The sequence below is a fragment of the Parafrankia sp. BMG5.11 genome (genome assembly GCF_004337455.1).
In genome coordinates this window covers 128,695-154,090 of sequence record NZ_SJXI01000028.1, presented here as the reverse complement: position 1 = coordinate 154,090, position 25,396 = coordinate 128,695, and the positions used below count along the sequence as shown (strand labels likewise).

Annotated in this window: 20 protein-coding genes; 12 read left to right on the top strand and 8 right to left on the bottom strand. The window is 72.3% G+C overall.

Going from position 1 to position 25,396, the window contains the following annotated elements; all coding sequences use genetic code 11:
- The first annotated feature begins 107 nt into the window (after positions 1-107).
- Together E0504_RS21720 and E0504_RS52155 are read left to right on the top strand one after the other, a co-directional pair.
- A complete protein-coding gene (locus E0504_RS21720) occupies positions 108-770 on the top strand; it encodes a RadC family protein (protein WP_020458486.1) in 663 nt (220 codons plus the stop codon).
- 130 nt (positions 771-900) lie between these two features.
- The gene (locus E0504_RS52155; RefSeq protein ID WP_235013647.1) at positions 901-1,713 is read left to right on the top strand and encodes a sigma factor; all 813 of its coding nucleotides are present in this window, start codon (positions 901-903) and stop codon (positions 1,711-1,713) included.
- An 80-nt stretch (positions 1,714-1,793) separates the two neighbouring features.
- Here the strand turns inward: E0504_RS52155 and msrA are convergent, their stop codons facing one another.
- From msrA to E0504_RS21695, 3 genes are all read right to left on the bottom strand, one after another.
- A complete protein-coding gene (msrA, locus tag E0504_RS21710; RefSeq protein ID WP_112104924.1) occupies positions 1,794-2,459 on the bottom strand; it encodes a peptide-methionine (S)-S-oxide reductase MsrA in 666 nt (221 codons plus the stop codon).
- 432 nt (positions 2,460-2,891) lie between these two features.
- The gene (locus E0504_RS21705) at positions 2,892-4,184 is read right to left on the bottom strand and encodes a PhoH family protein (RefSeq protein ID WP_071059262.1); all 1,293 of its coding nucleotides are present in this window, start codon (positions 4,182-4,184) and stop codon (positions 2,892-2,894) included.
- Between the two features lie 668 nt (positions 4,185-4,852).
- Complete coding sequence (locus tag E0504_RS21695; RefSeq protein WP_112106376.1) at positions 4,853-6,676, bottom strand: phosphoenolpyruvate carboxykinase (GTP); 1,824 nt, start codon at positions 6,674-6,676, stop codon at positions 4,853-4,855.
- Between the two features lie 376 nt (positions 6,677-7,052).
- On the opposite strand from E0504_RS21695, the gene E0504_RS21690 reads away from it, so the two are divergent.
- A complete protein-coding gene (locus E0504_RS21690) occupies positions 7,053-7,670 on the top strand; it encodes a hemolysin III family protein (protein ID WP_112106379.1) in 618 nt (205 codons plus the stop codon).
- Positions 7,671-7,919: 249 nt separating this feature from the next.
- Here E0504_RS21690 and E0504_RS21685 read toward each other — a convergent pair whose 3' ends face one another.
- Both E0504_RS21685 and E0504_RS21680 read right to left on the bottom strand, forming a co-directional pair.
- Entirely contained in the window at positions 7,920-8,450 is a 531-nt protein-coding gene (locus tag E0504_RS21685) for a hypothetical protein (RefSeq protein WP_020458481.1), read from the bottom strand.
- A 205-nt stretch (positions 8,451-8,655) separates the two neighbouring features.
- The gene (locus E0504_RS21680) at positions 8,656-10,665 is read right to left on the bottom strand and encodes a thioredoxin domain-containing protein (RefSeq protein ID WP_112106375.1); all 2,010 of its coding nucleotides are present in this window, start codon (positions 10,663-10,665) and stop codon (positions 8,656-8,658) included.
- A 277-nt stretch (positions 10,666-10,942) separates the two neighbouring features.
- Between E0504_RS21680 and E0504_RS21675 the strand changes: the two genes are divergently transcribed.
- Both E0504_RS21675 and arfB read left to right on the top strand, forming a co-directional pair.
- Positions 10,943-14,011: a leucine--tRNA ligase gene (locus tag E0504_RS21675; RefSeq protein ID WP_112106374.1), complete on the top strand. Its 3,069-nt coding sequence runs from the start codon at positions 10,943-10,945 to the stop codon at positions 14,009-14,011.
- Positions 14,012-14,184: 173 nt separating this feature from the next.
- Positions 14,185-14,616 (top strand): alternative ribosome rescue aminoacyl-tRNA hydrolase ArfB, encoded by a 432-nt coding sequence (gene arfB, locus E0504_RS21670; RefSeq protein ID WP_020458478.1) that lies wholly within the window; start codon positions 14,185-14,187, stop codon positions 14,614-14,616.
- A gap of 63 nt (positions 14,617-14,679) precedes the next feature.
- Here the strand turns inward: arfB and E0504_RS21665 are convergent, their stop codons facing one another.
- Positions 14,680-14,985, bottom strand: coding sequence for a hypothetical protein (locus tag E0504_RS21665; RefSeq protein WP_112106373.1), 306 nt, complete (start codon positions 14,983-14,985; stop codon positions 14,680-14,682).
- A gap of 97 nt (positions 14,986-15,082) precedes the next feature.
- Positions 15,083-15,979, bottom strand: coding sequence for a mycothiol conjugate amidase Mca (gene mca / locus E0504_RS21660; RefSeq protein ID WP_131625777.1), 897 nt, complete (start codon positions 15,977-15,979; stop codon positions 15,083-15,085).
- A gap of 289 nt (positions 15,980-16,268) precedes the next feature.
- Here mca and E0504_RS50460 point away from each other — a divergent pair, with 289 nt between their 5' ends.
- The 6 genes from E0504_RS50460 (at position 16,269) to E0504_RS21630 (ending at position 22,571) form a co-directional block, all read left to right on the top strand.
- On the top strand, positions 16,269-16,490 hold the full coding sequence (locus tag E0504_RS50460; protein WP_157904188.1) for a hypothetical protein: 222 nt from the start codon (positions 16,269-16,271) through the stop codon (positions 16,488-16,490).
- Between the two features lie 123 nt (positions 16,491-16,613).
- Positions 16,614-17,099 carry a transcription elongation factor GreA gene (gene greA, locus E0504_RS21650; protein ID WP_112106370.1) on the top strand — a complete coding sequence of 162 codons (486 nt, stop codon included), beginning with the start codon at positions 16,614-16,616 and terminating at the stop codon, positions 17,097-17,099.
- 114 nt (positions 17,100-17,213) lie between these two features.
- The gene (locus E0504_RS21645) at positions 17,214-18,725 is read left to right on the top strand and encodes a sigma 54-interacting transcriptional regulator (RefSeq protein ID WP_112106369.1); all 1,512 of its coding nucleotides are present in this window, start codon (positions 17,214-17,216) and stop codon (positions 18,723-18,725) included.
- A gap of 103 nt (positions 18,726-18,828) precedes the next feature.
- Positions 18,829-20,826 carry a VWA domain-containing protein gene (locus tag E0504_RS21640; protein ID WP_112106368.1) on the top strand — a complete coding sequence of 666 codons (1,998 nt, stop codon included), beginning with the start codon at positions 18,829-18,831 and terminating at the stop codon, positions 20,824-20,826.
- A gap of 74 nt (positions 20,827-20,900) precedes the next feature.
- Complete coding sequence (locus tag E0504_RS21635) at positions 20,901-22,019, top strand: serine protease (protein WP_131625776.1); 1,119 nt, start codon at positions 20,901-20,903, stop codon at positions 22,017-22,019.
- 42 nt (positions 22,020-22,061) lie between these two features.
- Complete coding sequence (locus E0504_RS21630; protein WP_235013987.1) at positions 22,062-22,571, top strand: hypothetical protein; 510 nt, start codon at positions 22,062-22,064, stop codon at positions 22,569-22,571.
- Here E0504_RS21630 and E0504_RS21625 read toward each other — a convergent pair.
- Positions 22,546-23,484 (bottom strand): alpha/beta fold hydrolase, encoded by a 939-nt coding sequence (locus tag E0504_RS21625; RefSeq protein WP_112106365.1) that lies wholly within the window; start codon positions 23,482-23,484, stop codon positions 22,546-22,548. The genes E0504_RS21630 and E0504_RS21625 overlap by 26 nt on opposite strands.
- A gap of 219 nt (positions 23,485-23,703) precedes the next feature.
- Here E0504_RS21625 and E0504_RS21620 point away from each other — a divergent pair, with 219 nt between their 5' ends.
- Positions 23,704-25,311: an MBOAT family protein gene (locus E0504_RS21620; RefSeq protein WP_112106364.1), complete on the top strand. Its 1,608-nt coding sequence runs from the start codon at positions 23,704-23,706 to the stop codon at positions 25,309-25,311.
- Positions 25,312-25,396: the final 85 nt, after the last annotated feature.

Here is a 25,396-nt window from a genome sequence, read left to right as displayed (position 1 = left end):
GGGGCGCCGCGACTGGCGGAACCCGTCGTACCCGCCGTCTACCGTGATACGACGCCGGGCACGGCGGGCCCGGCTCGTGATGTCATTCGCCCATGAACGGGGTAGCCATGCGGGTGAAGGATCTTCCGATACGGGAACGGCCACGCGAGCGAGCCCTGGCCGCGGGCGCCGAGGCACTCGCCGATCGCGAGCTGCTGGCGCTCCTGCTCGGGTCGGGCTCGCCCGGCTGTGACGCGGTCGATCTCGCCGGGCGGCTCATCGCCCGGCACGGCGGGCTGTACGAGCTCTCACGGGCCGACCCGCAGGAGCTGATCGCGCAGCCCGGGGTGGGGCCGGCGAAGGCGGCCCGGGTCTGCGCGGCCTTCCACCTGGGCCGGCGCGCCCGGCCCCCGGCGGCCGGCGCCACCGGGCTGACCAGCACGGCGGCACTGGCCGAGGCCGCCGCGCCGCTGCTGCGCGGCCTGCGCGGCGAGCGTGTCGTCGTGGTCGTCTGCGACGGCAACGCGGGCATCCTGCGGGCGCGGCTGCTCACGCAGGGCGCGTCCGGCCACAGCCCGCTGAGCATGCGCGACCTGCTCGGCTACGTGCTGCGCTGCGGGGGCTCGGCGTTCGGAGTGGCCCACAACCACCCCGACGGCAACCCCGAGCCGAGCGCGGACGACCGCCGCGTCACCACCCGGCTCCGGGAGTCGGCCGCGCTGCTGGGCCTGCGCTTCCTCGACCACGTGGTCATCACCGACGAGACGTGGCGCCGGGTGGTCGACGCCTGAGCCCGCGGGCGGGGCCCGCACCCACACCCTCAAGGCGATCACCCACGGCCACCGCGGGACCGAAGTTAGGACGCTCTTCGCAGGTGACTGCCGACGAGTCTGGTTCGCGAGGCATCGCGGGACGGGCCGGATGCGTACGGAACAGGGCAACGGCGATATTTCTCAGGGAGACGAGGCCGTGCCTGCCGACGACGCCAGCTTTGAACACTTTGTCGCTGACTGCGCGGATCGACTGCTACTGAGCGCCGTGCTGCTCGTCGGCGGCGACTGGGCGGCGGGCGAGGACCTGCTGCAGGGTGCGTTCGAGCGCACCTACCGGCACTGGGGCCAGATGAACGACCCGAAGCCGGAGGCCTACGTCCGCCGTGCCCTGGTCAACGCGGCCACGTCCCGCTGGCGCAGGCTACGGGCGCGGGTCAGCGAGGTACCGCTGCTCGTCAACGGGAAGTGGACCGCCGACCCGGCCGACTCCAGCGCCGCCGACCCGGCAGTCGTCGCCCGCGTCGCGGAGGGGCTCACACTCGTCGGGCAGCCGCCTCCGCCGGTGCCACCGGACGAAACGACGGCGGAGGCGATCCGCGCCGCGTTCCACGACGCCTTCACCGCCGGCGTCCGTGACGACCGGTTCGCCGCCGCGGTGCAGGACGGCCCGGCACTGGCCTCACTGCGCGCCAAGGTGGCGGCCCGGTACCCCCGGTTCGCGGCCACCCTGTCGGTGCAGATCGATCAGATGCTCGTCGTCGCCCCGGGCACCGTCTCGGCGGGGCTGTGGGTCTCGTTCACCGACCCGACAGTGCCTCCTCAGGCCCTGCTGGCGGCACGCAGCCCCTCGGGCGCCTTCGGCGAGGCGGTACTCACCCCGGCGGGCTGGCAGGTCACCCGGGCCGCGTACTGCGACCTGGTCATGGGTCTCGGGACTCCCGACCTGCGCTGCCCGCCCTGACCCTTCCGACACCGGCCACGGGTCTGGACACACTGGCCGCCAGCCGGTCGGAGCGCTTGGTCCAACCGGCTGGCGATCGCTCAGGACTCCGCTGACGCGAGGCCGACGGGGCAGCTGACTCCGGTTCCGCCCAGGCCGCAGTAGCCGTGGGGATTCTTGGCGTCCGACAGGTACTGCTGGTGGTACTCCTCGGCGTAGTAGAACGGGCCGGCGGGCGCGATCTCCGTGGTGATCTCCGGGTAGCCGGCGGCGGTGAGGACGCGCTGGAAAGCGTCCCGGCTCGCCTGCGCGGCCGCGGCCTGGTCCTCGCCGGTCGTGTAGACCGCCGACCGGTACTGGGTGCCGACGTCGTTGCCCTGGCGCATGCCCTGTGTCGGGTCGTGCGCCTCCCAGAAGACCCGCAGCAACTCGGCGAAGCCGACCTTCGCCGGGTCGAAGACGACGAGCACGGCCTCGGTGTGGCCGGTCAGGCCGGAGCAGGCCTCCTCGTAGGTCGGGTTGGGCGTGATCCCGCCCGCGTAGCCGACCGCGGTCGAGTACACCCCCGGGACCTGCCAGAACTTGCGCTCCGCACCCCAGAAACAGCCCATCCCGAACACCGCCGTACGCAGCCCCTCCGGGAAGGGGCCGAGCAAGGACGTGCCGAGGACGGTGTGACGGTCGGGGCCGGTGAAGATCGGCGTGCCGCGGCCGGGCAGGGCCTGGTCGGCAGTCGGGAGGGTCGTCTTGTGGCGACCGAAGAACATCGCGAACCACCTCCGGGGAGTTCCGACAGACACAACCACCGCGGACTCCCCCAAGTTCCCGACCCCCCGCAGGCCCCAACCCCGTTCCCCGACGCCCTGCACCCCCAAGCATCCTGGCGCCCGGGCCGATATGTGGCGGCTGTCTGTGGCGGGTGAGGGGGTCTATAGACTCACTCACCCGCCACGGTTCAGCGATGTCGCCGCGCACCCCGGGCCTGCCGTCGGGGCAGGCGTTCCCGGACACCCGGATTCCCCGAAGACCGACGCCCCCGGGCACCCGACGCCTCCCGGGCACCGCGGCGTGCCCGGGCAGCGACGGTCCCTGGGCGCCCCGATGTTCCGCGGGAGTGGACGTCCAGTGGATGTGGGTGGTTCGGGGAGGTGTTCGGGGTGGTTAGGCCAAACTGGGCCAGTTCGGCCGGTTGGGCCCGATCAGAGCACCAGGTCCTCGAGCATGGTTGTGACGAGGGCGGCGATCGGGGACCGCTCGGAGCGGGTCAGGGTGACGTGGGCGAACAGGGGGTGGCCCTTGAGTGTCTCGATGACCGAGGCGACTCCGTCATGACGGCCGACCCGCAGGTTGTCGCGCTGGGCGACGTCGTGGGTGAGGACGACCCGCGAGCCCTGGCCGAGCCGGGACAGGACCGTCAGCAGCACGCCCCGCTCAAGCGACTGTGCCTCGTCCACGATGACGAAGGCGTCGTGCAGCGAGCGGCCGCGGATGTGCGTGAGCGGGAGCACCTCGAGCATGCCCCGATCGACGATCTCCTCGATGACCTCGGGCGACACGAGCGCGCCGAGGGTGTCGAAGACGGCCTGCGCCCACGGTGCCATTTTCTCGTTCTCGCTGCCGGGCAGGTAACCGAGGTCCTGGCCGCCGACGGCGTAGAGCGGGCGGAAGACGACGACCCGCCGGTGCAGCCGGCGTTCCATGACCGCCTCGAGGCCGGCGCACAGGGCGAGGGCGGACTTTCCCGTACCCGCGCGGCCACCGAGGGAGACGATGCCGACCTCGTGGTCGAGGAGCAGGTCGAGGGCCACCCGCTGCTCCGCGGAGCGGCCGTGCAGCCCGAAGGCGTCGCGGTCGCCGCGCACGAGCTGGATGGACTTGTCGGCGGTGACCCGGCCGAGTGCCGAGGCGCTCCCTCCGGGCGCGGTGAGCACGAGGCCGGTGTGGCAGGGCAGGTCGGCCGCCTCCGCGGCCTCGACGAGCTCCTTGGCGTAGAGCCGGTCGAGATCGTCCTGGCTGACGGTCAGCTCCGCCATCCCGCTCCAGCCGCTGTCGACCGGCGACAGTGCCTGGTACTCCTCCGCGGCGAGCCCGACCACGGATGCCTTCACACGCAGCGGCAGGTCCTTCGTGACCAGCACCACCTCGGCGCCTTCACGCGCGAGGTTGAGGGCCACCGAGAGGATCCTGGAGTCGTTGTCGTCCACGCGGAACCCCGGTGGAAGCACGGACGAGTCGGTGTGGTTAAGTTCCACTCGGAGCGTTCCACCGGTCTCCAGCGGCAGTGGCTGGTCCAGCCGGCCGTGGCGGATCCGGAGGTCGTCCAGGATGCGCAGTGCCTCCCGGGCGAACCAACCCAGCTCCGGGTGGTTTCGCTTACCTTCCAGCTCCCCTATGACGACCAGGGGGAGCACGACATTGTGCTCCGCGAACCGCAGCAGCGCGCCAGGATCAGAGAGCAGCACGCTTGTGTCGACGACATGCGTTCGTGGCACACGCCCACCCGCTTACTCGGAGGTATCCGGGACCGGGCCCCTGAGCAGGAGCCGGGTACCGGCCTCCTGACGTTGTCGCAGTTGCGGCACCGAGGGGCCTCCCGAGTGGCCGACCCGATGTCGGACCACGACTTGAGACGCTAGGGCTCTCACGTTAGCCGCCACCCCGCAAGATGGCGACCAACTTCTTACAACACGCTTCGCTTGTCTTTGTGTGCCCTTCGTGGTCCATGCTCGGCGAAGACTCGGTTCTAGTCACCCTCTGCGAATAATCTCACGGACCGAAACCGAGCAGTTCTTCTCAGGTCGCGGCGCCGGCGGCGCTCGGACCTCCTGGCGCGGTGAGACTCTTCCCACCGCGGACCAGCCTCGACGGCACGGGGCCCGTCCCGCGCGCACCCCGCCCTCGGCTACCCCGCGCCGGCACGGGCCGCGGGCCGCGCTCCCCGCAGCGCCGTCCCCGCGACGCGGCCGTCCCCGAAACGCCGAACCGGCGCCCGCGAATGATCGCGGACGCCGGTTCGACGCCCCGGGGAGGGACACCGGCCGCGGTGCGGTCGGTCTCCTCCGGTCGTCAGCCGTCCAGACGCCTGGCCCTCGAGGCCGTTCAGTCCTCGAGAAGCCCGGCCCGCGCCGAGCTCAGCCCGCGCGAGCTGACTGGCTGGCCGTCAGCCGTTGAGGCGCTTGGTGAGTGCCTCGTGCTCCGCCCACAGCTGGGCCGGCAGGCGGTCGCCGAAGGTGTTGTAGTGCTCCGGGATCAGCTCCGCCTCCTGCCGCCACACCTCGGTGTCGACGGAGAGCAGCGTCTCCAGGTCGGCCTCGGAGACGTCCAGGCCCTCGGTGGGGAGCTCGCCCGGGGCCGGGAGGATGCCCAGCGGGGTCTCCGTGCCCTTCGCCTCGCCGTCGAGCCGGCTCGCGACCCAGGCCAGCACGCGGCTGTTCTCGCCGAACCCTGGCCAGAGGTAACGGCCCTCGGGGCTCTTGCGGAACCAGTTCACGTAGTAGATCCGCGGCAGCTTGTCCGGGTCGGCCTTGTTGCCGATCTCCAGCCAGTGGGCGAAGTAGTCGGCCATGTTGTAGCCGCAGAACGGCAGCATCGCGAACGGGTCCCGTCGCAGCTTGCCGATCGCCCCGGCCGCGGCGGCAGTGGTCTCGGAGGAGACGATCGAGCCGAAGAACACCCCGCGCTGCCAGTCCGGCGCCTCGGTCACCAGCGGGACGGCCGTCGCGCGGCGGCCGCCGAACAGGATCGCCGAGATGGGAACGCCGGCCGGGTTCTCCCACTCGGGCGCCATGGTCGGGCACTGGCTCGCCGGCACGGTGAACCGGGCGTTCGGGTGCGCGGCCGGTTCGGTCGAGTCGGGCGTCCAGTCCCGGCCCTTCCAGTCGATGAGGTGCGCGGGCTTGTCCGGAGTGAGGCCCTCCCACCAGACGTCACCGTCGTCGGTCCGCGCGACGTTGGTGAAGACCGCGTTCCCCCACAGGGTCTTGACCGCGTTCGGGTTGGTCTCCTCGCCGGTGCCCGGCGCCACCCCGAACAGACCCGCCTCCGGGTTGACGGCGTAGAGCCGGCCGTCGTCACCGAAGCGCATCCAGGCGATGTCGTCGCCGACCGTCTCGGCCTTCCAGCCGGGCAGCGTCGGGATCAGCATCGCGAGGTTGGTCTTGCCGCATGCCGACGGGAACGCGGCGGCGATGAAGTGGACCTTGCCGGCCGGCGAGGTCAGCTTGAGGATCAGCATGTGCTCGGCCAGCCACCCCTGGTCACGCGCCATGACCGAGGCGATGCGCAGGGCGTAGCACTTCTTGCCGAGCAGCGCGTTGCCGCCGTAACCGGAGCCGTACGACCAGATCTCGCGGGTCTCCGGGAAGTGCGTGATGTACTTCGTCGAATTACACGGCCACGGGACGTCCGTCGCGCCCGGCTCCAGGGGCGCGCCCAGTGAGTGAACCGCCGGGACGAAGAAGCCGTCGTCACCGAGCTGGTCCAGCGCGGGAGTTCCCATACGGGTCATCGTGCGCATGGAGATGACGACGTAGGGCGAGTCCGTGATTTCGACGCCGAGCGCCGAGATGTGCGAACCGAGCGGACCCATGCAGAACGGGACGACATACATCGTCCGTCCCCGCATGCATCCGGAGAAGAGCTCACCCAGCTTCGTGCGCATTTCGGCCGGATCAAGCCAGTTGTTCGTCGGGCCGGCATCCTCGGCCTTTTCCGAACAAATGTAGGTCCGGTCCTCCACACGCGCCACGTCGCTGGGGTCCGAAGCGGCGTAGAAGCTGTTCGGGCGTTTCTCGTCGTCAAGCTGGACGAGAGTGCCCTTGTCGATGAGCAGTGATGTCAGCCGATCGAACTCGGATTCCGAGCCGTCGCACCATTCAATACGGTCCGGCTGGGTGAGTTCGGCGATCTCACGCACCCAGGCGAGCAGCCTGGCGTGCTTGGTGGGGGCGGCATCCAGCCCGGGAATCTGTGCCGCGGTCGTCACAGCTCACACCTCCGGTCGAGTTGAACCTGTCGCGTTCTCGTCCCGTGTGCGAGTGCCGTGAGCCAGGTGCCGCGTTCGCACCCGAACACCACCAGACACCCAGGTACAAACCTGTGGGAAACGGGGCAGTTCGAGGCCGCGTTCAGGATCATTAGACTGTACCGCTCTTTCGGTGCAGAGTCGCGCGGTAGGCAGTACGCGGAAACGTAGGATCCATCACGCACCGGGACGGACCGACCGCCGCTGGTCGGCTCCGCTTCGTGACCCCGATGCCGACCCGATATCGTTCTGCCCCGTGGCCTCCCCCGCGCGGCAGACCGTCGGCTCCGACGACGCGACCTCGAACTCCCATCCGCGTGACCTGGTGCGACCGCGCATGCGGGGGTGGCTACACGCCGGAGCATTCCCTGTGAGCCTCGCACTCGGCGTCATTGCGGTGGCACTGGCCACGACACTGAGGGCCCGCCTCGGGGTGGGCGTTTACGCGATCAGCATTGCCGCACTGTTCGGAACCAGTGCCCTCTATCACCGAAAAATGTGGTCGACCTCACGCGCCCGCTCGCTGATGAAGCGCCTCGACCACTCTATGATCTTCATTTTCATCGCCGGCACCTACACCCCATTCGCCCTCATCGCGATGCCGGAGCACACCGCACGCATCGTGCTGGCCGTCGTCTGGGGCGGCGCGGCGCTGGGCGTGCTGGTGCGCATGCTGTGGCTGCACTCGCCGCGCTTCCTGATCGTCCCGCTCTACATCGCCCTGGGCTGGGTCGCCGTCTTCGTCATACCCGAGCTGATGCACCAGGCCGGCGTGGCCGCGATGGTCCTGCTACTGGTGGGCGGCGCCTGCTACAGCCTCGGCGCGCTGGTGTACGCCACCCGCCGACCTGACCCGGCACCCAGCACCTTCGGGTACCACGAGGTGTTCCACGCATTCACCCTCGTCGCCGCCGGCTGTCACTACACAGCACTGATGATCGCCATGCTCGGCTGACTCCCGGCACACCCGCACGTGTTTGTGACGCGGCGGTGACCGCGGCCCCGCTGCCCGCCACCGAAGGCCGTGCCCGGATCCACCACGGGCGGTCACCCGGCCGGGCCAAAAGTCCGGCCCCTTGGCCCGGCCGACCGGGATACGAAATGCCGAATCACCCGGGACGGGTGACCGGTGGCCGCCGGCGGATTCACCCTCGGCCGGTCGGACCCACCGTCCAAGATTCGACGACAGACAGTCGGGACGGGACTAGATTCCCGGTCCTTCCGACCGGATCTGCTCTACCTTTTCCATCGCTTCGCGCAACCGGGCGAGCCAGGTGTCGGCGTTCTCCCCCACCAGCCGCACGCACCAGGCAAGGGCCTCGCTCCGGCTGCGCGCCACCCCGGAATCGACCAGGGTGTCGAGAACCTGCCGCTCGGGCTGGCGCAGCCGGGTCATCACCGGAACGGACACGGTGGTGAACAACTCCGTACTACCTCCGAGCGACACCCCCCAGGACACGCTGCGGCCGTAGCGCAGTTCCGCCTCCCGGGCCATGCCGATTCGCGCGTCCCGGGTCTCCTCGCGGAATCCGCGGATTCGGCCGACCCGGTCCGCGTCCGACGGCGGCAGCGCGCCGACCACGGTGATCTCGTCCCGGTCGACGGTGACCTTCGGTGGCCCGGTGAACCAGCCGTCGGGTACTCGGCGGGCGAACCACGCGGCGACGTCATCGGCCGGGACGGGCTCGGGCCGTTCGCCTCCCCGTCCGCCCCCACGCCCGCGAAGACCGGCCATGACAGACCCCTCACCTGGTCGGATGGCACGCCCGGTCGGGCGGCACGGTGGCCCCGCCCGGGCCGGCCGCTCACGCCGCGCCCGGCCCGCGCCGCCGATTACATGCTTACACAGCCAATCGTGACAGTGCGCGGGCCGTCCGGACCAGGCACGTTCGGCCTCAGCGAACAAACCGGCCCGTGCCAATCGGGTCAGGCTGATCGAGTCAGGCTGGAAGCCGCACTCCCAGCCGCGCGCGGACCTCCTCCGGGGTCCGCGCCGGGAGCTCGCAGACGAAGTCCCGGCAGATGTAGACGGCCGGCTCGTCCCGGCCCGCGGTCAGCGGGCCCTCGGTGACGACGACCGCGCCGGGAGCGGTGCCGAGCCTGGCCAGACGCTCCAGATCCGGCCGGCCGACCACCGCGACCTCGGCCGGCCCGGCCAGCAGGGCCTCCGCGACGGCACCCGCCCAGCCGGCGAAACGGGCGTCCCGGCTCAACAGCGGGGTGAGCTGCTCGACGGTCGCCCGCGCGCTGTCCCGGTGATCGGCGGAGCCGGTGAGCGCCGCGTAGGTCAGCAGGGCGCCGGCGACGGCCGCCTGGCCCGAGGGGGTCGCCGAGTCGGAGGCGTCCCGCGGCCGGCGCAGCAGCGCCTCGGCGTCGTCCGCGGTGTCGAAGTAGCCGCCGTCCGGCGCCGCGAACCGCGCCCGGACCACATCGAGCAACTCGCCGGCGAGCGCGAGCCAGCCCGCGGTGCCTGTCACCTGGTGCAGCGTGAGGAAGCCCTCGGCGACACACCCGTAGTCCTCCAGCACACCGGCGTTGGGGCCGCGCCGGCCGTCCCGGCTGGTCCGCCACAGCCGGCCCTCATGCAGGTGGACGTCCCGCAGCAGCTCGGCGGCGCGCTCGGCGGCCCCCACCCAGGACGGCTCGCCCAGCAGCGCGCCCGCCTCGGCGAGCGCCCCGATGACCAGACCGTTCCAGGCCGCGACGATCTTGTCGTCCCGGGCCGGCTGTGGGCGGGTGGCGCGCGCGGCGGCCAGCGCCGCCCGGACCCGGGCGAACCTGGCGGGGTCCTCCGGGTCGGCCGGCAGCATCAGCACGGACGTCCCGTGCTCGAACGACCCCTCCGCGGTGACCCCCAGGACCCGCGCGGCCAGGGCACCGTCGTCGGGGCCGAGCACGTCCACCAGCTGGGCGGGCGTCCACGAGTAGCTCGCGCCCTCCTCGGGATGGCCGCCGGGGCTGCCCGCCGGCACGGCGTCGGCGTCGAGCGCCGAGGCGAAGCCCCCCTCGGGGGTACGCAGGTCGGCGAGCAGGAAGGCCGCGGTCTCGCGCACCACCCGCTCGGCCAGCGGCAGGCCCGTGGCCCGCCACAGATGCAGGTAGACCCGCAGCAGCTGGGCGTTGTCGTACAGCATCTTCTCGAAGTGCGGGACGGTCCACGACTCGTCCACGCTGTAGCGGGCGAAGCCGCCGCCGAGCTGGTCGTACATCCCGCCGCGCGCCATCCGCTCGCAGGTCTCGCGCACCATTCCCAGGGCCCGGCCGTCCCCGGTGCGGGCCCAGCTCCGCAGCAGCATCTCGGCGACCATCGACGGTGGGAACTTCGGCGCCCCGCCGAACCCGCCGTGTACGGAGTCGAACCGGTCGGCCAGCCCGGCGACCGCCCGGTCGAGAAGGTCGGCCGTGATCTGTGTTGTGGCCCCACCGCCGGACGCCGCTCCACCGGGCGCCACCGCCTCCGCCAGCTGGCGGGCGATGTCCGCCCCGGACTGCTCGACCTCCGCCCGGCGCGCCGTCCACGCGTCCACGATGGCCGCCATGACCTGGGGGAACGACGCGCTGCCCCGCATCGGCCGGGGTGGGAAGTAGGTGCCGGCGAAGAACGGCTCGGCGGCCGGGGTGAGGAACACCGTCATCGGCCAACCGCCATGCCCGGTGAGCGCGACCGTGACGTCCATGTACACCGAGTCGACGTCGGGGCGCTCCTCCCGGTCGACCTTGATGTTGACGAAGTGCTGGTTCATGTACGCGGCGATCTCGGGGTCCTCGAAGGACTCGTGCGCCATGACGTGGCACCAGTGGCAGGCCGCGTAGCCCACGGAGAGCAACACCGGCACCCCGCGGGTGGTGGCCTCGGCGAACGCCTCGGGCCCCCAGGGCCACCAGTCGACCGGGTTGTCGGCGTGCTGCAGCAGGTAGGGGGACGTCTGCTCCGCGAGCTTGTTGGGCACCGCACCACCATGCCATCGCCACGGCCGGGACATCGGCCGCGCCAGGGCAATCAGGGCCCCTCCGGCCCACAGTCTCGCGACAGCCGTGCGCGGGAGGAGGGGGGCCGTGGCCGAACCGATACGCTGGAGGCCGAAGGTGATCCCCGCTGTTCACTCGCTCCGGTTCACGACCGCCTCGACCGCCACGACCTCGCTGGGCCCGCGGACGGCCGTCGTCGGCAGGGCGCGCGAACGCGGGCGGGTCAACAGTGATCGAAGCCCTGGGATGCGACCTGCCATGAGCGAGACGACCGAGCGCGGCCCCGCCGCGGTGCCCGCGGGAACCGCGGCCGGTGACGGCGACCTGCCCCACCGGTACGACTCCCGGCTGGCCGCCGAGATCGAGCGGCACTGGCAGCAGCGGTGGCTGCGGGAGGGCACCTTCGAGTCGCCGAACCCGACGGGCCCGCTGTCCGAGGGCTTCGAGGCGGTCCGCGGCCGTGACCCGTTCTACGTCCTCGACATGTTCCCGTACCCGAGCGGAACCGGCCTGCATGTGGGCCACCCGCTGGGCTACATCGGCTCGGACGTCTTCGCCCGCTTCCTGCGAATGACCGGGCGCCATGTCCTGCACACCTTCGGCTACGACGCCTTCGGGTTGCCGGCCGAGCAGTACGCCATCAACACCGGCCAGCACCCCCGGGTGACGACCGAGGCGAACATCGCGAACATGCGCCGCCAGCTCTCCCGGCTGGGGCTGGGCCACGACACCCGCCGCGAGATCGCCACCACCGACACCGCGTACTACCGATGGACACAGTGGATCTTCCTGAAGATCTTCGACAGCTGGTACGACGAGGCCGCCGGGCGGGCCCGTCCGATCAGTGAGCTGGTCGAGGAGCTCGACGCCGGGCACCGCGCCGCGACCGGGCCCGGCACGGCCGAGGCGAACCCGCGGCAGGCCGCCTGGTCGGAGCTGACCGCGACGGAGCGCCGCCGGGTCGTCGACGCGCACCGGCTGACCTACATCTCCGAGGAGCTGGTCAACTGGTGCCCGGGGCTGGGCACGGTGCTGGCCAACGAGGAGGTCACGCCCGAGGGTCGCAGCGACATCGGGAACTATCCGGTCTACCGCCGTCCGCTGCGCCAGTGGATGATGCGGATCACCGCCTACGCGGACCGGCTGATGTCCGACCTGGACCTGGTCGACTGGCCGGATTCCATCAAGCACATGCAGCGGAACTGGATCGGCCCGAGCGACGGCGCGACCGTCCGCTTCTCCACGGTCACCGGCGCGGGCGACACGGCCGGCGCGGGCGACACCGCTGGCGCAGGCGGGGTGGATGCCCCGGTCGGGCCGGCGCCGATCGACGTCGAGGTGTACACCACCCGGCCCGACACCCTGCCGGGTGCGACCTTCCTCGTCCTGGCGCCGGAGCACCCGCTGGTCGACGCCCTGACCGCCACCTCGTGGCCGACCGACACCCCGGCGGGCTGGCGCTTCGCGCAGGAACGCCCTGCCGGTGTCACCGACGGGGAGTGGACGCCCCAGGCGGCCGTCGACGCCTACCGGGCGTTCGCCGCCCGGCGCAGCGACCGCCAGCGCGGCGGCACGGAGATCGACCGCACCGGCGTGTTCACCGGGACGTACGTCCGCAACCCGGTCGGCGGCGGCGTGATCCCGGTCTTCCTGGCGGACTACGTCCTGCTCGGCTACGGCACCGGCGCGATCATGGCGGTGCCCGCGCACGACGAGCGTGACTTCTCCTTCGCCCGGGAGTTCGGCCTGCCCATTCCCGCGGTCCTGGAGCCCGACGAGGCGTGGCTGGCCGAGCGCGACCTGGCCGCCGGGGCTCCGGCGTCGTCCTGGCCGGAGGCGTTCAGCGGCGAGGGCTCGTATCTGGCCGGCGCCACGGACCGGCCCGTGCTGGCCGGCCTGTCCAAGGCCGACGCGATCAAGACGACGATCAGCTGGCTGGAGGACGACGGCCGCGGCCGGGCGACCCGCTCCTACCGGCTGCGGGACTGGCTGTTCTCCCGCCAGCGCTACTGGGGTGAGCCGTTCCCGATCGTCTTCGACGACGACGGCATGCCCCGCGCCGTACCCGAGGACCAGTTGCCGGTCGAGCTCCCGGAGATGACCGACTTCCGGCCGAAGGCGATGGCCGACGACGACGAGAGCGAGCCCGTCCCCCCGCTGGCCCGGGCCAGCGAGTGGACCACGGTCACCCTCGACCTGGGCGACGGCCCGCGCAGCTACCGCCGCGAGCTGAACACGATGCCGCAGTGGGCCGGCTCCTGCTGGTACTACCTGCGCTACCTGGACCCGACGAACTCCGAGCGCTTCGTCGACCCGGCCGTCGAGCGCTACTGGATGCACTCCGAGCGCGGCCCGGCCGGCGACGGCGGCGTCGACCTGTACGTGGGCGGCGTCGAGCACGCCGTGCTGCACCTGCTCTACGCCCGGTTCTGGCACAAGGTGCTGTACGACCTGGGCCTGGTCTCGACCAGGGAGCCGTTCAAGCGGCTCTACAACCAGGGCTACATCCAGGCGGACGCGTTCACCGACGAGCGCGGCATGTACGTCGCGGCGGCCGAGGTCGTCCAGGGTGCCGACGGGTCGTTCAGCCACGAGGGCGCCCCGGTCAACCGGCGCTCCGGGAAGATGGGCAAGAGCCTCAAGAACAGCGTCAGCCCCGACGAGATGTACGACAGCTACGGGGCCGACACGCTGCGCGTGTACGAGATGGCGATGGGCCCGCTGGACGCCCACCGTCCGTGGCGCACCGACGACATCGTCGGCTCCTACCGGTTCCTGCAGCGGCTGTGGCGCAACATCATCGACGAGGGCACCGGGGAGCCACGGGTCCGTGCCGCCGCGCTCGACGACGAGACCGCGCAGGCCCTGCACCGGACGATCCTGGCCGTTCGCGCCGACTACGCCGAGCTGCGCTTCAACACCGCGGTCGCCCGGCTCATCGAGCTGACGAACCTGGCCAGCAAGCGCTTCGGCGCCGGGCTCGACGGCCCGCCGCGGGAGCTGGCCGAGGCGTTGGTGCTGATGGCCGCGCCGCTGGCGCCGCACATCGCCGAGGAGCTGTGGACGCGGCTGGGGCACACCGGCTCGGTCTGCGCCGTGCCCTTCCCCGAGGGGGACGAGTCGCTGGCGGCGGCCGCGACGGTGCGGCTACCGGTGCAGGTCAACGGCAAGGTGCGCTTCACGATCGACGTCCCGGCCGACGCGGACGAGGCGGCCGTGCGTGCGGTCCTGGAGGCACATGCGGACTACACCCGGCACACCTCCGGGCGCACCATCAAGCGCCTTATCGTGGTCCCCGGCCGGATCGTGAACATCGCCCTGGGCTGAGCCGGCCGGCCGGGCCGACTGAGCCCACCGGCCGACTGACCCAACCGGCCGGTAGGCCCAACCGGTGGGGCCGGCCGGGAGAAACGCCCGGCACGGCCCGCCGGTAGGCGATCTCCGGCGGTGGGTCCGAAACGCCCGGGACGCCAACCGCCGCCGGCTGGCACGATGGACGGGTGCTGCCGAGCGTCCTGGTGATCCGGCCGGGCTTCGGAATCCCGGCCGGCGAGCTGGCGTGGCGCTATTCGCGATCCGCCGGGCCCGGCGGCCAGTCGGTGAACACCTCCGACTCCCGGGTCGAACTGTCGTTCGACCTGGCCCGGTCGGGCTCCGTCCCGGAGCAGATGCGGGAGCGGGCGTTGTCCCGCCTTGACGGGCGGCTGGTGGACGGCGTGCTCACGCTCGCCGCCTCCGAGCACCGCTCCCAGCTCCGCAACCGGGAGGCCGCACTCGCCCGGCTGGCCAGCACCCTCCGGGAGGCCACCGCGCCGCCGCCCCGGCCGCGCCAGGCGACCCGCCCCACCCGCGGCTCGGTCGAGCGCCGGCTGGCCGGCAAGAAGCGCCGCTCCACGATCAAACGTGCCCGCCGCGACCGCCCGGACGACTGAACACCCAGGCAGCAGCACTGGTACCGAGAGCAGCACCCGGCGACCGAGCGGCCGGGCCGCAGGTCAGGCCGGGTCCGGGTCCTTCTCCGCGCCGGTCGCCGTGCCACCGGTCGCGGCGCCGCCTGCCGCCGCACTGCCTGCCGCCGGTTCGGAGGCCGGCGCCGAATCTTCGGCCGCGGCCCGGCCCCGCTCGCGAGCCTCCGAGCCGAACTCGCCGCTGGCGACGTTCGCCCGCATCCGGCGCAGGCTGCCCGAGAGGAACGTGAACAACGCGACCGAGGCGAGGATCAGCGCGAAGACCACGAGAGCGCCACCGGTACCCGTGCCGATCTCCGCGGCGAGCCGCGTTCCGCCGGATGTGTCACCCACCGACCGGCACCTCCTGTTCGCTGTCCTATGTCCGCTGTCCGATGTCGATGTCCGGTGCGTCTGCCCGTTCCGCGACCCTACGCCGCGCCACCGACAGTCAGCGGATCCCGTTGAACAGATCGTCCTCGGGGAGGATCCCGACCTCGATCAGCGACCGGGCGAGCTGGTAGTCCTCGGTGGGCCACGCCTGGCGCTGCAGTGCCAGCGGCACCTGGAACCACGGCCCGCTCGGGTCGACCTGGGTGGCGTGCGCGAGCAGGGCGCGGTCGCGCACCTCGAACCAGTCGGCGCAGGGCACCCGGGTGGTGAGCCGGCCGGTGTCCTCGGCGCGGTCGATCCACTCGTCGAGCCGCTTGGCATAGGGCGACTCCAGCCCGGCGGCCAGCATTCCCTCGTGCAGGGCGAGGATCCGGTCCTTGTGGAACGTGAGGTGGTAGTAGAGCTTCAGCGGCTGCCACGGCCCCAGGCCGACGTCAGCGCCGACCTCGGGGTAGCGCGCCGGGTCACCGGCCGCCTCGAACGCCTCCACGCTGATCCGGTGCGTCATGATGTGGTCGGGGTGCGGGTAGCCGCCGTTCTCGTCGTAGGTCGTGACGACCTGCGGGCGGAACTCGCGGATCAACCGGACCAGCGGCCGGGACGCGGCGGCCAGCTCCAGCGTGGCGAAGCTCCCTTCCGGCAGCGGCGGCGGCGGGTCACCTTCGGGCAGCCCCGAGTCGAGGAACCCCAGCCACTCCTGGCGCACGCCCAGGATCTGCCGCGCCCGCTCCATCTCCTCCCGGCGGACCTCGGTCATCCGGGCCAGCACCTCGGGAGAGTCCATTGCCGGGTTGAGGACGCTGCCCGCCTCGCCGCCGGTACACGTGACCACCAGGACCTCGAGGCCCTCGTATGCGTAGCGGGCCATCGTCGCCGCGCCCTTGCTGGACTCGTCGTCGGGATGCGCGTGGACGGCCATGAGCCGCAGACCACGCTCCTGTTCGTCCGGGAACATGCGACCATTGTGGCTGACGGCCGGACGGGCCCAGCCCAGGCCGACACGGCGACAGCCGGGTGCACGGTGAGCGCCTGACGCGGGCCGGCGAGCGCCTCGCACCGGCCGCCGGGTACCCGGGCTACCGGCCGGTAGCGCCGCAAGGGCAGGCGTTCGGCCAGGCACACGGCCGGCGTTCGGGCGGGTCGCCGGGGTGCCATGCGGTCACCCCGACAGGGTGGGCACGGAAGCCACCCGGTCACCCGGCGAGACCCAGTTCACTTTCGATCTGGAAAAGTCACCGAGAGCCGTGGCAGAATACACCGTCCGCGCACGCTCCGAAGACAGCGAGGTCGCCGGCCGGCACGCCGACATCGTCGTCGGCCCGGCCTCGAGCGAGCCACCGGTCAACGGCCGCGCCGGCCCGTCGCACGGACGGCCGCGCGCGCCGGGAGAACCGACGTCGAGGACGGCCGGAACACCCGCTCGGCTCGGCCTCGTGCCGACCGCCGTGGCGTCGGCCGCGCGCTGACCTCACGAGGTCGGAACGGGGTCGTCGGAACAACGGTGTCGCCGAAACAGAGTCGGACAAACCGGCAACCATGATTCCCTCCAGTAAAGTAAGAACTTTGGTATCCCTCGAGGAGCGTGACGCGTGACGCAGCAGACCTGGCTCACTCAGGAGGCCTACGACCGACTTCGCTCCGAGCTCGACTACCTCACGGGCACCTGGCGGACGGAGATCGCCGCGAAGATCGAGGCCGCGCGGGAGGAAGGCGACCTGAAGGAGAACGGTGGCTACCACGCGGCCAAGGAGGAGCAGGGCAAGCAGGAGGCCCGCATCCGCCAGCTGATGGACCTGCTCCGCGACGCGCGCGTCGGCCAGGCGTCGTCCTCCGCGTCCGGCGAGGCCGGACCCGGCACGATCGTCGAGATCCGCTTCCCCGGGGAGAAGGAGACCGAGCGGTTCCTGATCGGCTCACGCGAGGACCACAGCGCGAGCATCGAGGTGTTCTCCCCCGCCTCCCCTCTGGGCGGCGCGGTCACCGGGCACAAGGCCGGAGACACGGTGAAGTACACGCTTCCCAACGGCCGGCCGGCCACCGTGGAGATCGTCTCGGTCGCGCCGTACGCGTCCTGAGGACGTCGCCCTACGTGTTCTGAGGACGTCTCGGGCGAGCGGTGCGGAGTACGCCATAAGCGGACGGCCTCCCACTCCGCTGCGCGCGGGCCGGCGTGGACGTACCGTCGGCTGGTGGCAGATCCGCCGGCTCCGCACAGTCCGTCCACGCCTCCGACGAACCCGATCACCGTCGGCTCGACGGCCCGGAAGACGACCGACGCCCCCGGGTCCGGAACTCCGCCGACCGAGATCACCCTGGCTGACCTGCGCAGATCAGGGCACCGGCAGCGCTCGGTGCGCGCCGAGCTGCGCGGCAACCTCCTCGCCAGGATGCGGGCCGACGAGACCCGTTTCCCGGGCATCGTCGGTTTCGACGACACCGTCCTGCCGCAGGTCGAACGGGCGCTGCTGGCCGGGCACGACATCGTCTTCCTCGGCGAGCGCGGGCAGGGCAAGACCCGTCTGATCCGCACACTCGTCGGCCTGCTCGACGAGTGGTCGCCGGCCGTCGCCGGCTGCGAGATCAACGACCACCCCTACGCGCCGGTGTGCGGCCGGTGCCGCCTGCTGCTCGCCGAGGTGGGCGAGCGGCTGCCCATCGCCTGGCGGCACCGCTCGGAGCGCTTCGGCGAGAAACTCGCGACCCCCGACACCAGCGTCGGCGACCTGATCGGCGACGTGGACCCGGTGAAGGTCGCCGAGGGCCGCACCCTCGGCGACCCGGAGACCGTCCACTACGGGCTGGTCCCGCGGACCAACCGCGGCATCTTCAGCATCAACGAGCTGCCCGACCTGGCCGAGCGCATCCAGGTCTCGCTGCTCAACGTGCTTGAGGAGCGCGACATCCAGGTCCGCGGCTACATGCTGCGGCTGCCGCTGGACATCCTGCTGGTCGCCTCGGCGAACCCGGAGGACTACACCAACCGTGGCCGGATCATCACGCCGCTGAAGGACCGCTTCGGCGCCGAGGTCCGCACGCACTACCCGCTGCGCCTGGACGACGAGCTGCGGCTCATCCGACAGGAGGCCGTGGTCTCCTGGGCCGACTCGCCGCTGGGCCGGCCCGAGCTGCCCGACCACCTCATCGAGGTGGTCGCCCGGTTCACCCGGGCAGTGCGCGACGCGCCGCAGGTGGACCAACGCTCGGGTGTGTCGGCCCGGCTCGCGGTGGCGGCGGCGGAGACGGTGGCCGCCTCGGCCGTCCGCCGGGCGGCGCTGACCGGCGAGGACACCGCCACCGCGCGGGTCGTCGACCTGGCCGCGATCGTCCCGGCGGTACGGGGCAAGGTCGAGTTCGACCAGCTCGAGGAGGGCCGCGAGGACGAGGTCCTGGCCCTGCTGCTGCGCCGCGCGATCGCGGAGACCTTCCGGGCGAAGCTGGCCGGCACCGACCTCTCCGGCCTGCAGCAGCGCTTCGAGCGCGACGGCGCGGTCGAGACGGGCGATCTCGTCCCGGCCGCCGAGCTGCTGCGCCGGGTCGGTCCCGTCCCAGGCCTGGCGGCGATCCTCAACCGCCTCGACATCGACGGCGCGGAGTCGCCGGGGCTGGCCGCGGCCGCCCTGGAGCTGGCGATGGAGGGCCTGCACCTCAACCGCCGGCTCGCCAAGGAGGAACTGCCCGGCCGGACGGTCTACGGGGGCTGACCGCCGGTGCCGGGCCCCGCACCACTCCGCCAATCCGCGACGCCACCGGCGCGACGCCGGACGCGGCCGCGGCCGCACGGCACAGGCCACCCAGGAGGAACCGGTGAGTTCCGGACAGTTCCGCTACGGCCCATGGGACGGCGGGCCGGACCCGCTGGCCTCCCCGTTCTCCGCAACCGACGCCATGGACGAGATGTCCCGGCAGATCCTCGAGGGGCGCACGCCCCGGGAGGCCCTGGAAAGCCTGCTGCGCCGGGGCATGCCGAACCGCCGCGGCCTGGACGACCTGCGCCGCGCGATCGAGCGCCGGCGCCGCGAGGCCCGCTCGCGCGGCCGGCTGGACGGCACCCTCGAGGAGGTCCGTCGGCTGCTCGACACCGCGGTCGGGCAGGAGCGGGCCGCGCTGTTCCCCGACCCGGCGGACGAGGCGCGGATGCGCGAGGCGGAGCTGGACGCGCTGCCGTCCGACCCGGCCCGGGCCGTGCGCGAGCTGGCCGACTACGACTGGCGCTCGCCGCAGGCCCGCGAGACCTACGAGCAGATCTCCGACCTGCTGCGCCGCGAGGTCCTCGACGCGCAGTTCCGCGGCATGAAGCAGGCGCTGCAGGGCGCCTCGCCCGAGGACATGGCCCGCGTGCGCGAGATGGTCCGCGAGCTCAACGAGCTGCTGGAGGCGGACGCCCGGGGTGAGGACACCCAGGGCCGCTTCGACGAGTTCATGCGCCGCAACGGCGAGTTCTTCCCGGAGAACCCGCGCAACCTCGACGAGCTCGTCGACGTGCTCGCCCGCCGGGCCGCGGCGGCGGCGCGCCTGCTCGCCGGGCTGACCCCCCAGCAGCGCCAGGAGCTCGCCGACCTGATGTCCACCGCGATGGAGGACATGGGCCTGGCCACCGAGATGTCCCGGCTGTCGCAGGCGCTGCGGTCGGCCCGGCCGGGCCTGGACTGGGGCGGGCGCTCGCGCGGGCGCGGCCGGGGTCGGTTCTCCGACGCGATGACCGGCGAGGAGCCGCTCGGCCTCGGCGACGCGACCAGCGCGCTCGAGGAGCTGGCGGAGCTCGACGACCTCGCGGCCTCACTCAGCCAGGACTACCCGGGCGCGTCCCTGGACGACGTCGACCCGGAGGCCGTCGAGCGCGCGCTCGGCCGTTCGGCCGTCGACGACCTGCGCAACCTGCAGCAGATCGAGCGGGAGCTCGAGCGGCAGGGGTTCGTCACCCGCCGCGCCGGAGCGCTGGAGCTCACGCCGCGGGCCGTCCGGCGCATCGGGGAGTCGGCGCTCGCGCGGATCTTCCGCGAGGTGGCGGCGCGCGGGCGCGGCGACCACAGCCTCACCGACGCCGGCTCGGCCGGTGACCTGCTCGGGACGTCCCGGCGCTGGCAGTTCGGTGACACCCAGCCCATCGACGTCGTCCGCACGGTGCGCAACGCGGTGCTGCGCGGCGGGCCGCCGGGGCGGGGCCGGCGGATCCGGCTGGCGGTCGACGACTTCGAGGTCGCCGAGACGGAGCGGCGCACCAGCGCGGCCGTCTGCCTGCTCGTGGACCTCTCCTACTCGATGGCGCTGCGCGGCACCTGGGGGGTGGCGAAGTCGACCGCGCTCGCACTGCACACCCTGGTGGCCACCCGGTTCCCGCAGGACAAGGTGCACATCGTCGGCTTCTCCGACTACGCCCGCGAGCTGCGCCCGGTCGAGCTCGCCGGGCTCGACTCGGAGATGGTCCAGGGCACGAACCTGCAGCACGCGCTGCTCATCGCCGGACGGCTGCTGCGCCGCTACCCGGACTCCGAGCCGGTGATCATGGTGGTGACGGACGGCGAGCCCACAGCCCACCTGCAGCGCAACGGCACGCCGTCCTTCTCCTGGCCGCCGCTGCCCGAGACACTGGAGCTGACGCTCGCCGAGGTCGACCGGCTGACCCGCCGCGGCGTCACGATCAACGTCTTCATGCTGGACGACGAGCCCCGCCTGGTGCGCTTCGTCGAGGAGATGGCCCGCCGCAACGGCGGGCGGGTGCTCTCCCCGGACCCGTCCGCGCTGGGCAGCTACGTCATCCGGGACTACCTGCGCTCCCGCGGCTCACGGCGCGTCGCCCGCTGAGCCCCGGGTCGGCCGGCGAACCACCCGACCCAACATGAGCACCATGAGTTATCAACCTGCTACCGTGCGCACTCGTGGTGGCAGAGCGCGGACGCGGCGACGGACTCGGAACCCACCGGCGCCGGCGGTGGGTCGCCGCGGCCGCGGTGGCGGCGGCACTGTGCTCGCTCGCCCCGACCGTCCCGACGCTGGCGGCCGCCGCCGCCGGTGACCTCCCGGCCGGCGGTGCCACCGAAGCCGTCCCGCCCGCGCCCTTCTCGGACCTGCCCGGCCCCTTCGCCGGCCCGTACTCCGAACCGCTCGGACGTCCCTACGCCGAGCCGATGTCGGCGCCGGTCGCGGCGAGCCCCTACGAGCAGTCCCGGATCGAGCGGTACTGGTCCGCCGACCGGCGCGCCCGGGCGCAGACGGCGGACGCGGCCGAGCGCGGCGACCGGCCGGCCCCGTCCGCGCTGGAAGGGGCCGCCACGGCCGGCGAGGCCCAGCGCGACGCCACGCCGCCGCCGCCGAGCACCGGCGCCCCCTACGTCTACGGCGGGCTGGCGACGAAGACGGTCGGCCGGCTGTTCACCACGCTGCGCGGTGTCGACTACGCCTGCTCGGCGACGGTCGTGTCCAGCCCGGGCCGCGACCTGGCCGTGACCGCGGGCCACTGCCTGCACCAGGGCACGGGCGACCAGTTCGCGACGAACGTCGTCTTCATGCCCGGATACTCCGAGGGACGGATGCCGTACGGGCTGTGGACAGCCCGCCGGATCACTGTCACCCCGGGCTGGGGCCTGGACGGGGACTTCGACTACGACACCGGGTTCGTCCTGTTCAACGCGCGCGGGGGCCGTCACGTCGAGGACGTCGTCGGCGCCCAGCGCATCGCCTTCAACCAGCCCCGCACCTTCGCGCAGTACGCGTTCGGATACCCGCGGCTGGCGCCCTACGACGGCAACCGGCTGGTCTACTGCGCCGGGGCTCCCTCCCCCGACCCGTACGGGACGGTGTCGCTCGGGCTGAACTGCGACATGACCGGTGGCGCCAGCGGCGGACCGCTGATCATCGGGCTCGGCCGGGCCGGGCCCGGGGCCGGCTGGGTCGACAGCGTGGTCAGCTACGCCTACGTCGGCGAGTCGCAGACCATCTACGGCACCTACTTCGGGCGGGCGATCGAGCTGCTGTACTACCAGGCGATGGAGCTCTGACCGCCGCGGCGGGGCCCCGAAGGTGGACCCGAAGGTGGAGTCGTGCCGCCCCACGGCGGGCGCCCCGCCGGCGCTGGATACGGTCTCGACATGCCGCACTCGGGCAGCTTCGGGCTCTTCCTCACCCTCCACGTGCTCTCGGCCGTCCTGCTCGTCGGGCCTCTCTGCGTCACGACCGCCGCGGCCCCCGGGCTGGTGCGGACGGGCCCGGCCGGCCTGCCCAGGATGCGCGCCGCCGTGCGGACGACCAGGTACTACCCGCCCGCGACCGTCCTGATCGTTCTTTTCGGGCTGGTGATCGTGCGGCAGGGGTCGTTCGGCAGCGTCCGCGGGTTCGGCGACCCGTGGCTGGCGGCGTCGATCGTGCTGTGGCTCGCGGCGGTCTCGATCACGATGACCGTGGTCGCGCGGAACCTGCAGAAGGCCGTCCACGAGATCGAACGCGGCGGTGACGCGCGCCGCCAGCTCCCGATGATCACCATCGGGGCCGCGGCCGCCGTCACCTGCTGGGTCGTGGTGATCGCGCTCATGGTGGTGAAACCGGGGTCCTGACCATGCTGTCCGGGGCCCGCGTGCGCGCCGCGTCCGCGCGCACGGTCTCGCCGTGGTGCGTGACGTCCTCCAGTCGGTCCAGCAGCCGGCTCCAGATCTGTCTGGGCAGGTCGTGCCCCATCCCGTCAATCTCCATCAGCTCCGCGGACGGAATCGCGGCCGCGGTCAGCCGTCCACCGCGGACGGGGATCAGCGGATCGAGCGTGCCGTGTACGACGAGGGCCGGCACCCGCAGCGCGCGCAGCGCCTCGGTGCGGTCCGGCGCCACCAGGACGGCGGCGAGCTGCCGGGCGACCCCCGCGGGGTTCTGCCGCCGCTCCCAGAGCACCGCCGAGCGGGTACGCAGCCATTCGACGTCGAGCACGAACTCCGGCGAGCCGATGACCCGGGCGGACTCCTCGGCGGCGAGGACGAACTCCGCCAGGTTGGTCGGGCTGGGGCGCAGCAGCAGGTCGACGGCCTCGTCCGTCGGCTTCACGGTGGGATCGCCGGGGTGTGACATCACCGAGGTGATGCTGCGCACCCGCTCGGGGCTGGTCAGCGCGAGGATCTGCGCCACCATCCCGCCCAGCGAGAGGCCCAGGACGTGGGCGGAGTCGAGCCCGAGGACGTCCATCAGGCCCAGCGTGTCGGCGGCCAGGTCCTCGAGCCGGTAGGGCGCGAGCTCCGTCTCGCCGTTCACGATGGCCAGCAGGTCGGGCTCGCCGTGCCAGTCGAGGTGAGTGGAGTGCCCGACGTCCCGGTTGTCGAAGACGATCACCCGGTAGCCGCGCCGGACCATGCTCGTGAGCAGCTCGGGATGCCAACCGACGAGATGCTGTCCCATCCCGCTCACGAGTACCAACGGCAGTCCGTCCGGATCACCGTGCACCTCGACGGCCAGCTCGAGGCCGTTGACGGGAACGATTCTCATGCCCGGGACGGTAGCGACCACCCGGCCGTTTCGTCAGTGCACAGCCGCGAATCGGCTTCATGTCACCCGCGTCACACAGGGGTGATCCACGTGCCCTCGGGGTGACCCGCCTCCCGCCCCGGGCCGGCCGGTGGCCCGTCGGGGAGCGCCGCACCGCCGCATCAACTACTTTCAGTAGTTGACCGTACTCTTTCCGTAGCAGACGCCGGGCGGTTGCGCGTGGTATTCCCAACGATCGAGTTCGCCGCGTTCCTGGTGGTCGTCATGGCCGTCTCCTGGCTGCTCATGCCGGTCCCACTGCTGTGGAAACCGTTCATCCTGGGCGCCTCCTACTTCTTCTACGCCTACGCGGACGCCCGGTTCGTGCTGCTCATCGTCGCCTCCACCCTGATCAACCAGGCCGCGGCGGTCGCCATCCACCGCTTCCGGGACAGGCGAATCCTGATCGCCGCCATCGCCTGCGACCTCGGACTGCTGGGCTGGTTCAAGTACTACGGTTTCTTCGCACTGTCCGTCGACCGGGCCCTGCAGGATGTCGGGCTGCCCGCACCGCTGCCGCTGCTGCAGGTCGCGCTGCCGATCGGGATCTCGTTCTTCACGTTCCAGGCGCTGTCCTACGTGATCGACGTGTGGCGGGGCGACATCCGCCCGGTGTCACTGATCGACTTCGCCGTCTACGAGGCGTTCTTCCCGCACCTCGTCGCCGGGCCGATCGTGCGGGCCAGCGAGTTCACCCCCCAGCTCACCGCGCCGCGGGACCCGCGCCAGGTACAGGCGACCAGGGCGGTCTTCCTCATCGCGGGCGGACTGGTGAAGAAGGTCGTCCTCGCGGACCTGCTCGCCACCCGCATCGTCGACCCGGTCTTCGACGCACCGGGACAGCACTCCTCCGGCGAGATCGCGGTGGCGGTCTACGGCTACGCCGTACAGATCTACTGCGACTTCTCCGCCTACTCGGACATCGCGATCGGCGTGGCCCTGCTGCTCGGCTTCCGCTTCCCCGACAACTTCGACCGCCCCTACACGGCCACCAGCCTCCAGGACTTCTGGCGCCGATGGCACATGACGCTGTCCCGGTGGCTGCGCGACTACGTCTACCTCCCCCTGGGCGGAAACCGCGCGGGCCGCCGCCGGACGTACGTCAACCTGATGATCACCATGGTCCTCGGTGGACTCTGGCACGGCGCCGCGTGGACGTTCGTCGTCTGGGGCGCCCTGCACGGCGGCGGACTCGCCGCCGAACGCGCCTGGCGCGCCCGCCGCGACGGCCGACCGCGCCCAATGGACGGATTCGGCGGCGGCGGTACCGGTGACGTCGGCGGCGGTGGGGTCGGTGGAGTCGGTAGGCCGATGGTGCCCGCGCCGGCCCGGTCCCTGGAGGTGCCGGTGGGTGCCCTGGCGGACCGGTCGGGCCCCACCGGCGCGGCCGTCGCGGTCGGCGGCGCCGCCCCGGTCGCGGCCACCGTCCCGATGCACGGCCGGCGGCACACGTCACAGGCCTGGCTCGGACGTCTCGTTGTGTTCCACTTCGTCTGCGCGGCCTGGGTGCTGTTCCGGTCACCCGACCTCGCGACAGCCGGCGAGATCTTCCATCGCCTGCTCACCGCCGGCGGACCATCGCCCCTGGTGACGAACACCGTGCTGGTCGCCATAGCGATCGGCCTCGGCACGGCCGCCGTCCCCCGGCTCTGGTGGATCCGGGCACAGCAGGCCTTCGCCGCCCGCCCACTGACCGTGCAGATCATCATGGTGGTCGCGTTCCTGCTGGTCATCTACACCTTCGTCGGCCAACAGGACGTCGCGCCGTTCATCTATTTCCGGTTCTGACCGACGATCATGCTGCTATGCAGGTCAGTGCCTATGTTGATGGCCGCCATCGGGTCTATGGACACGGATTGGACACGAACGCGCC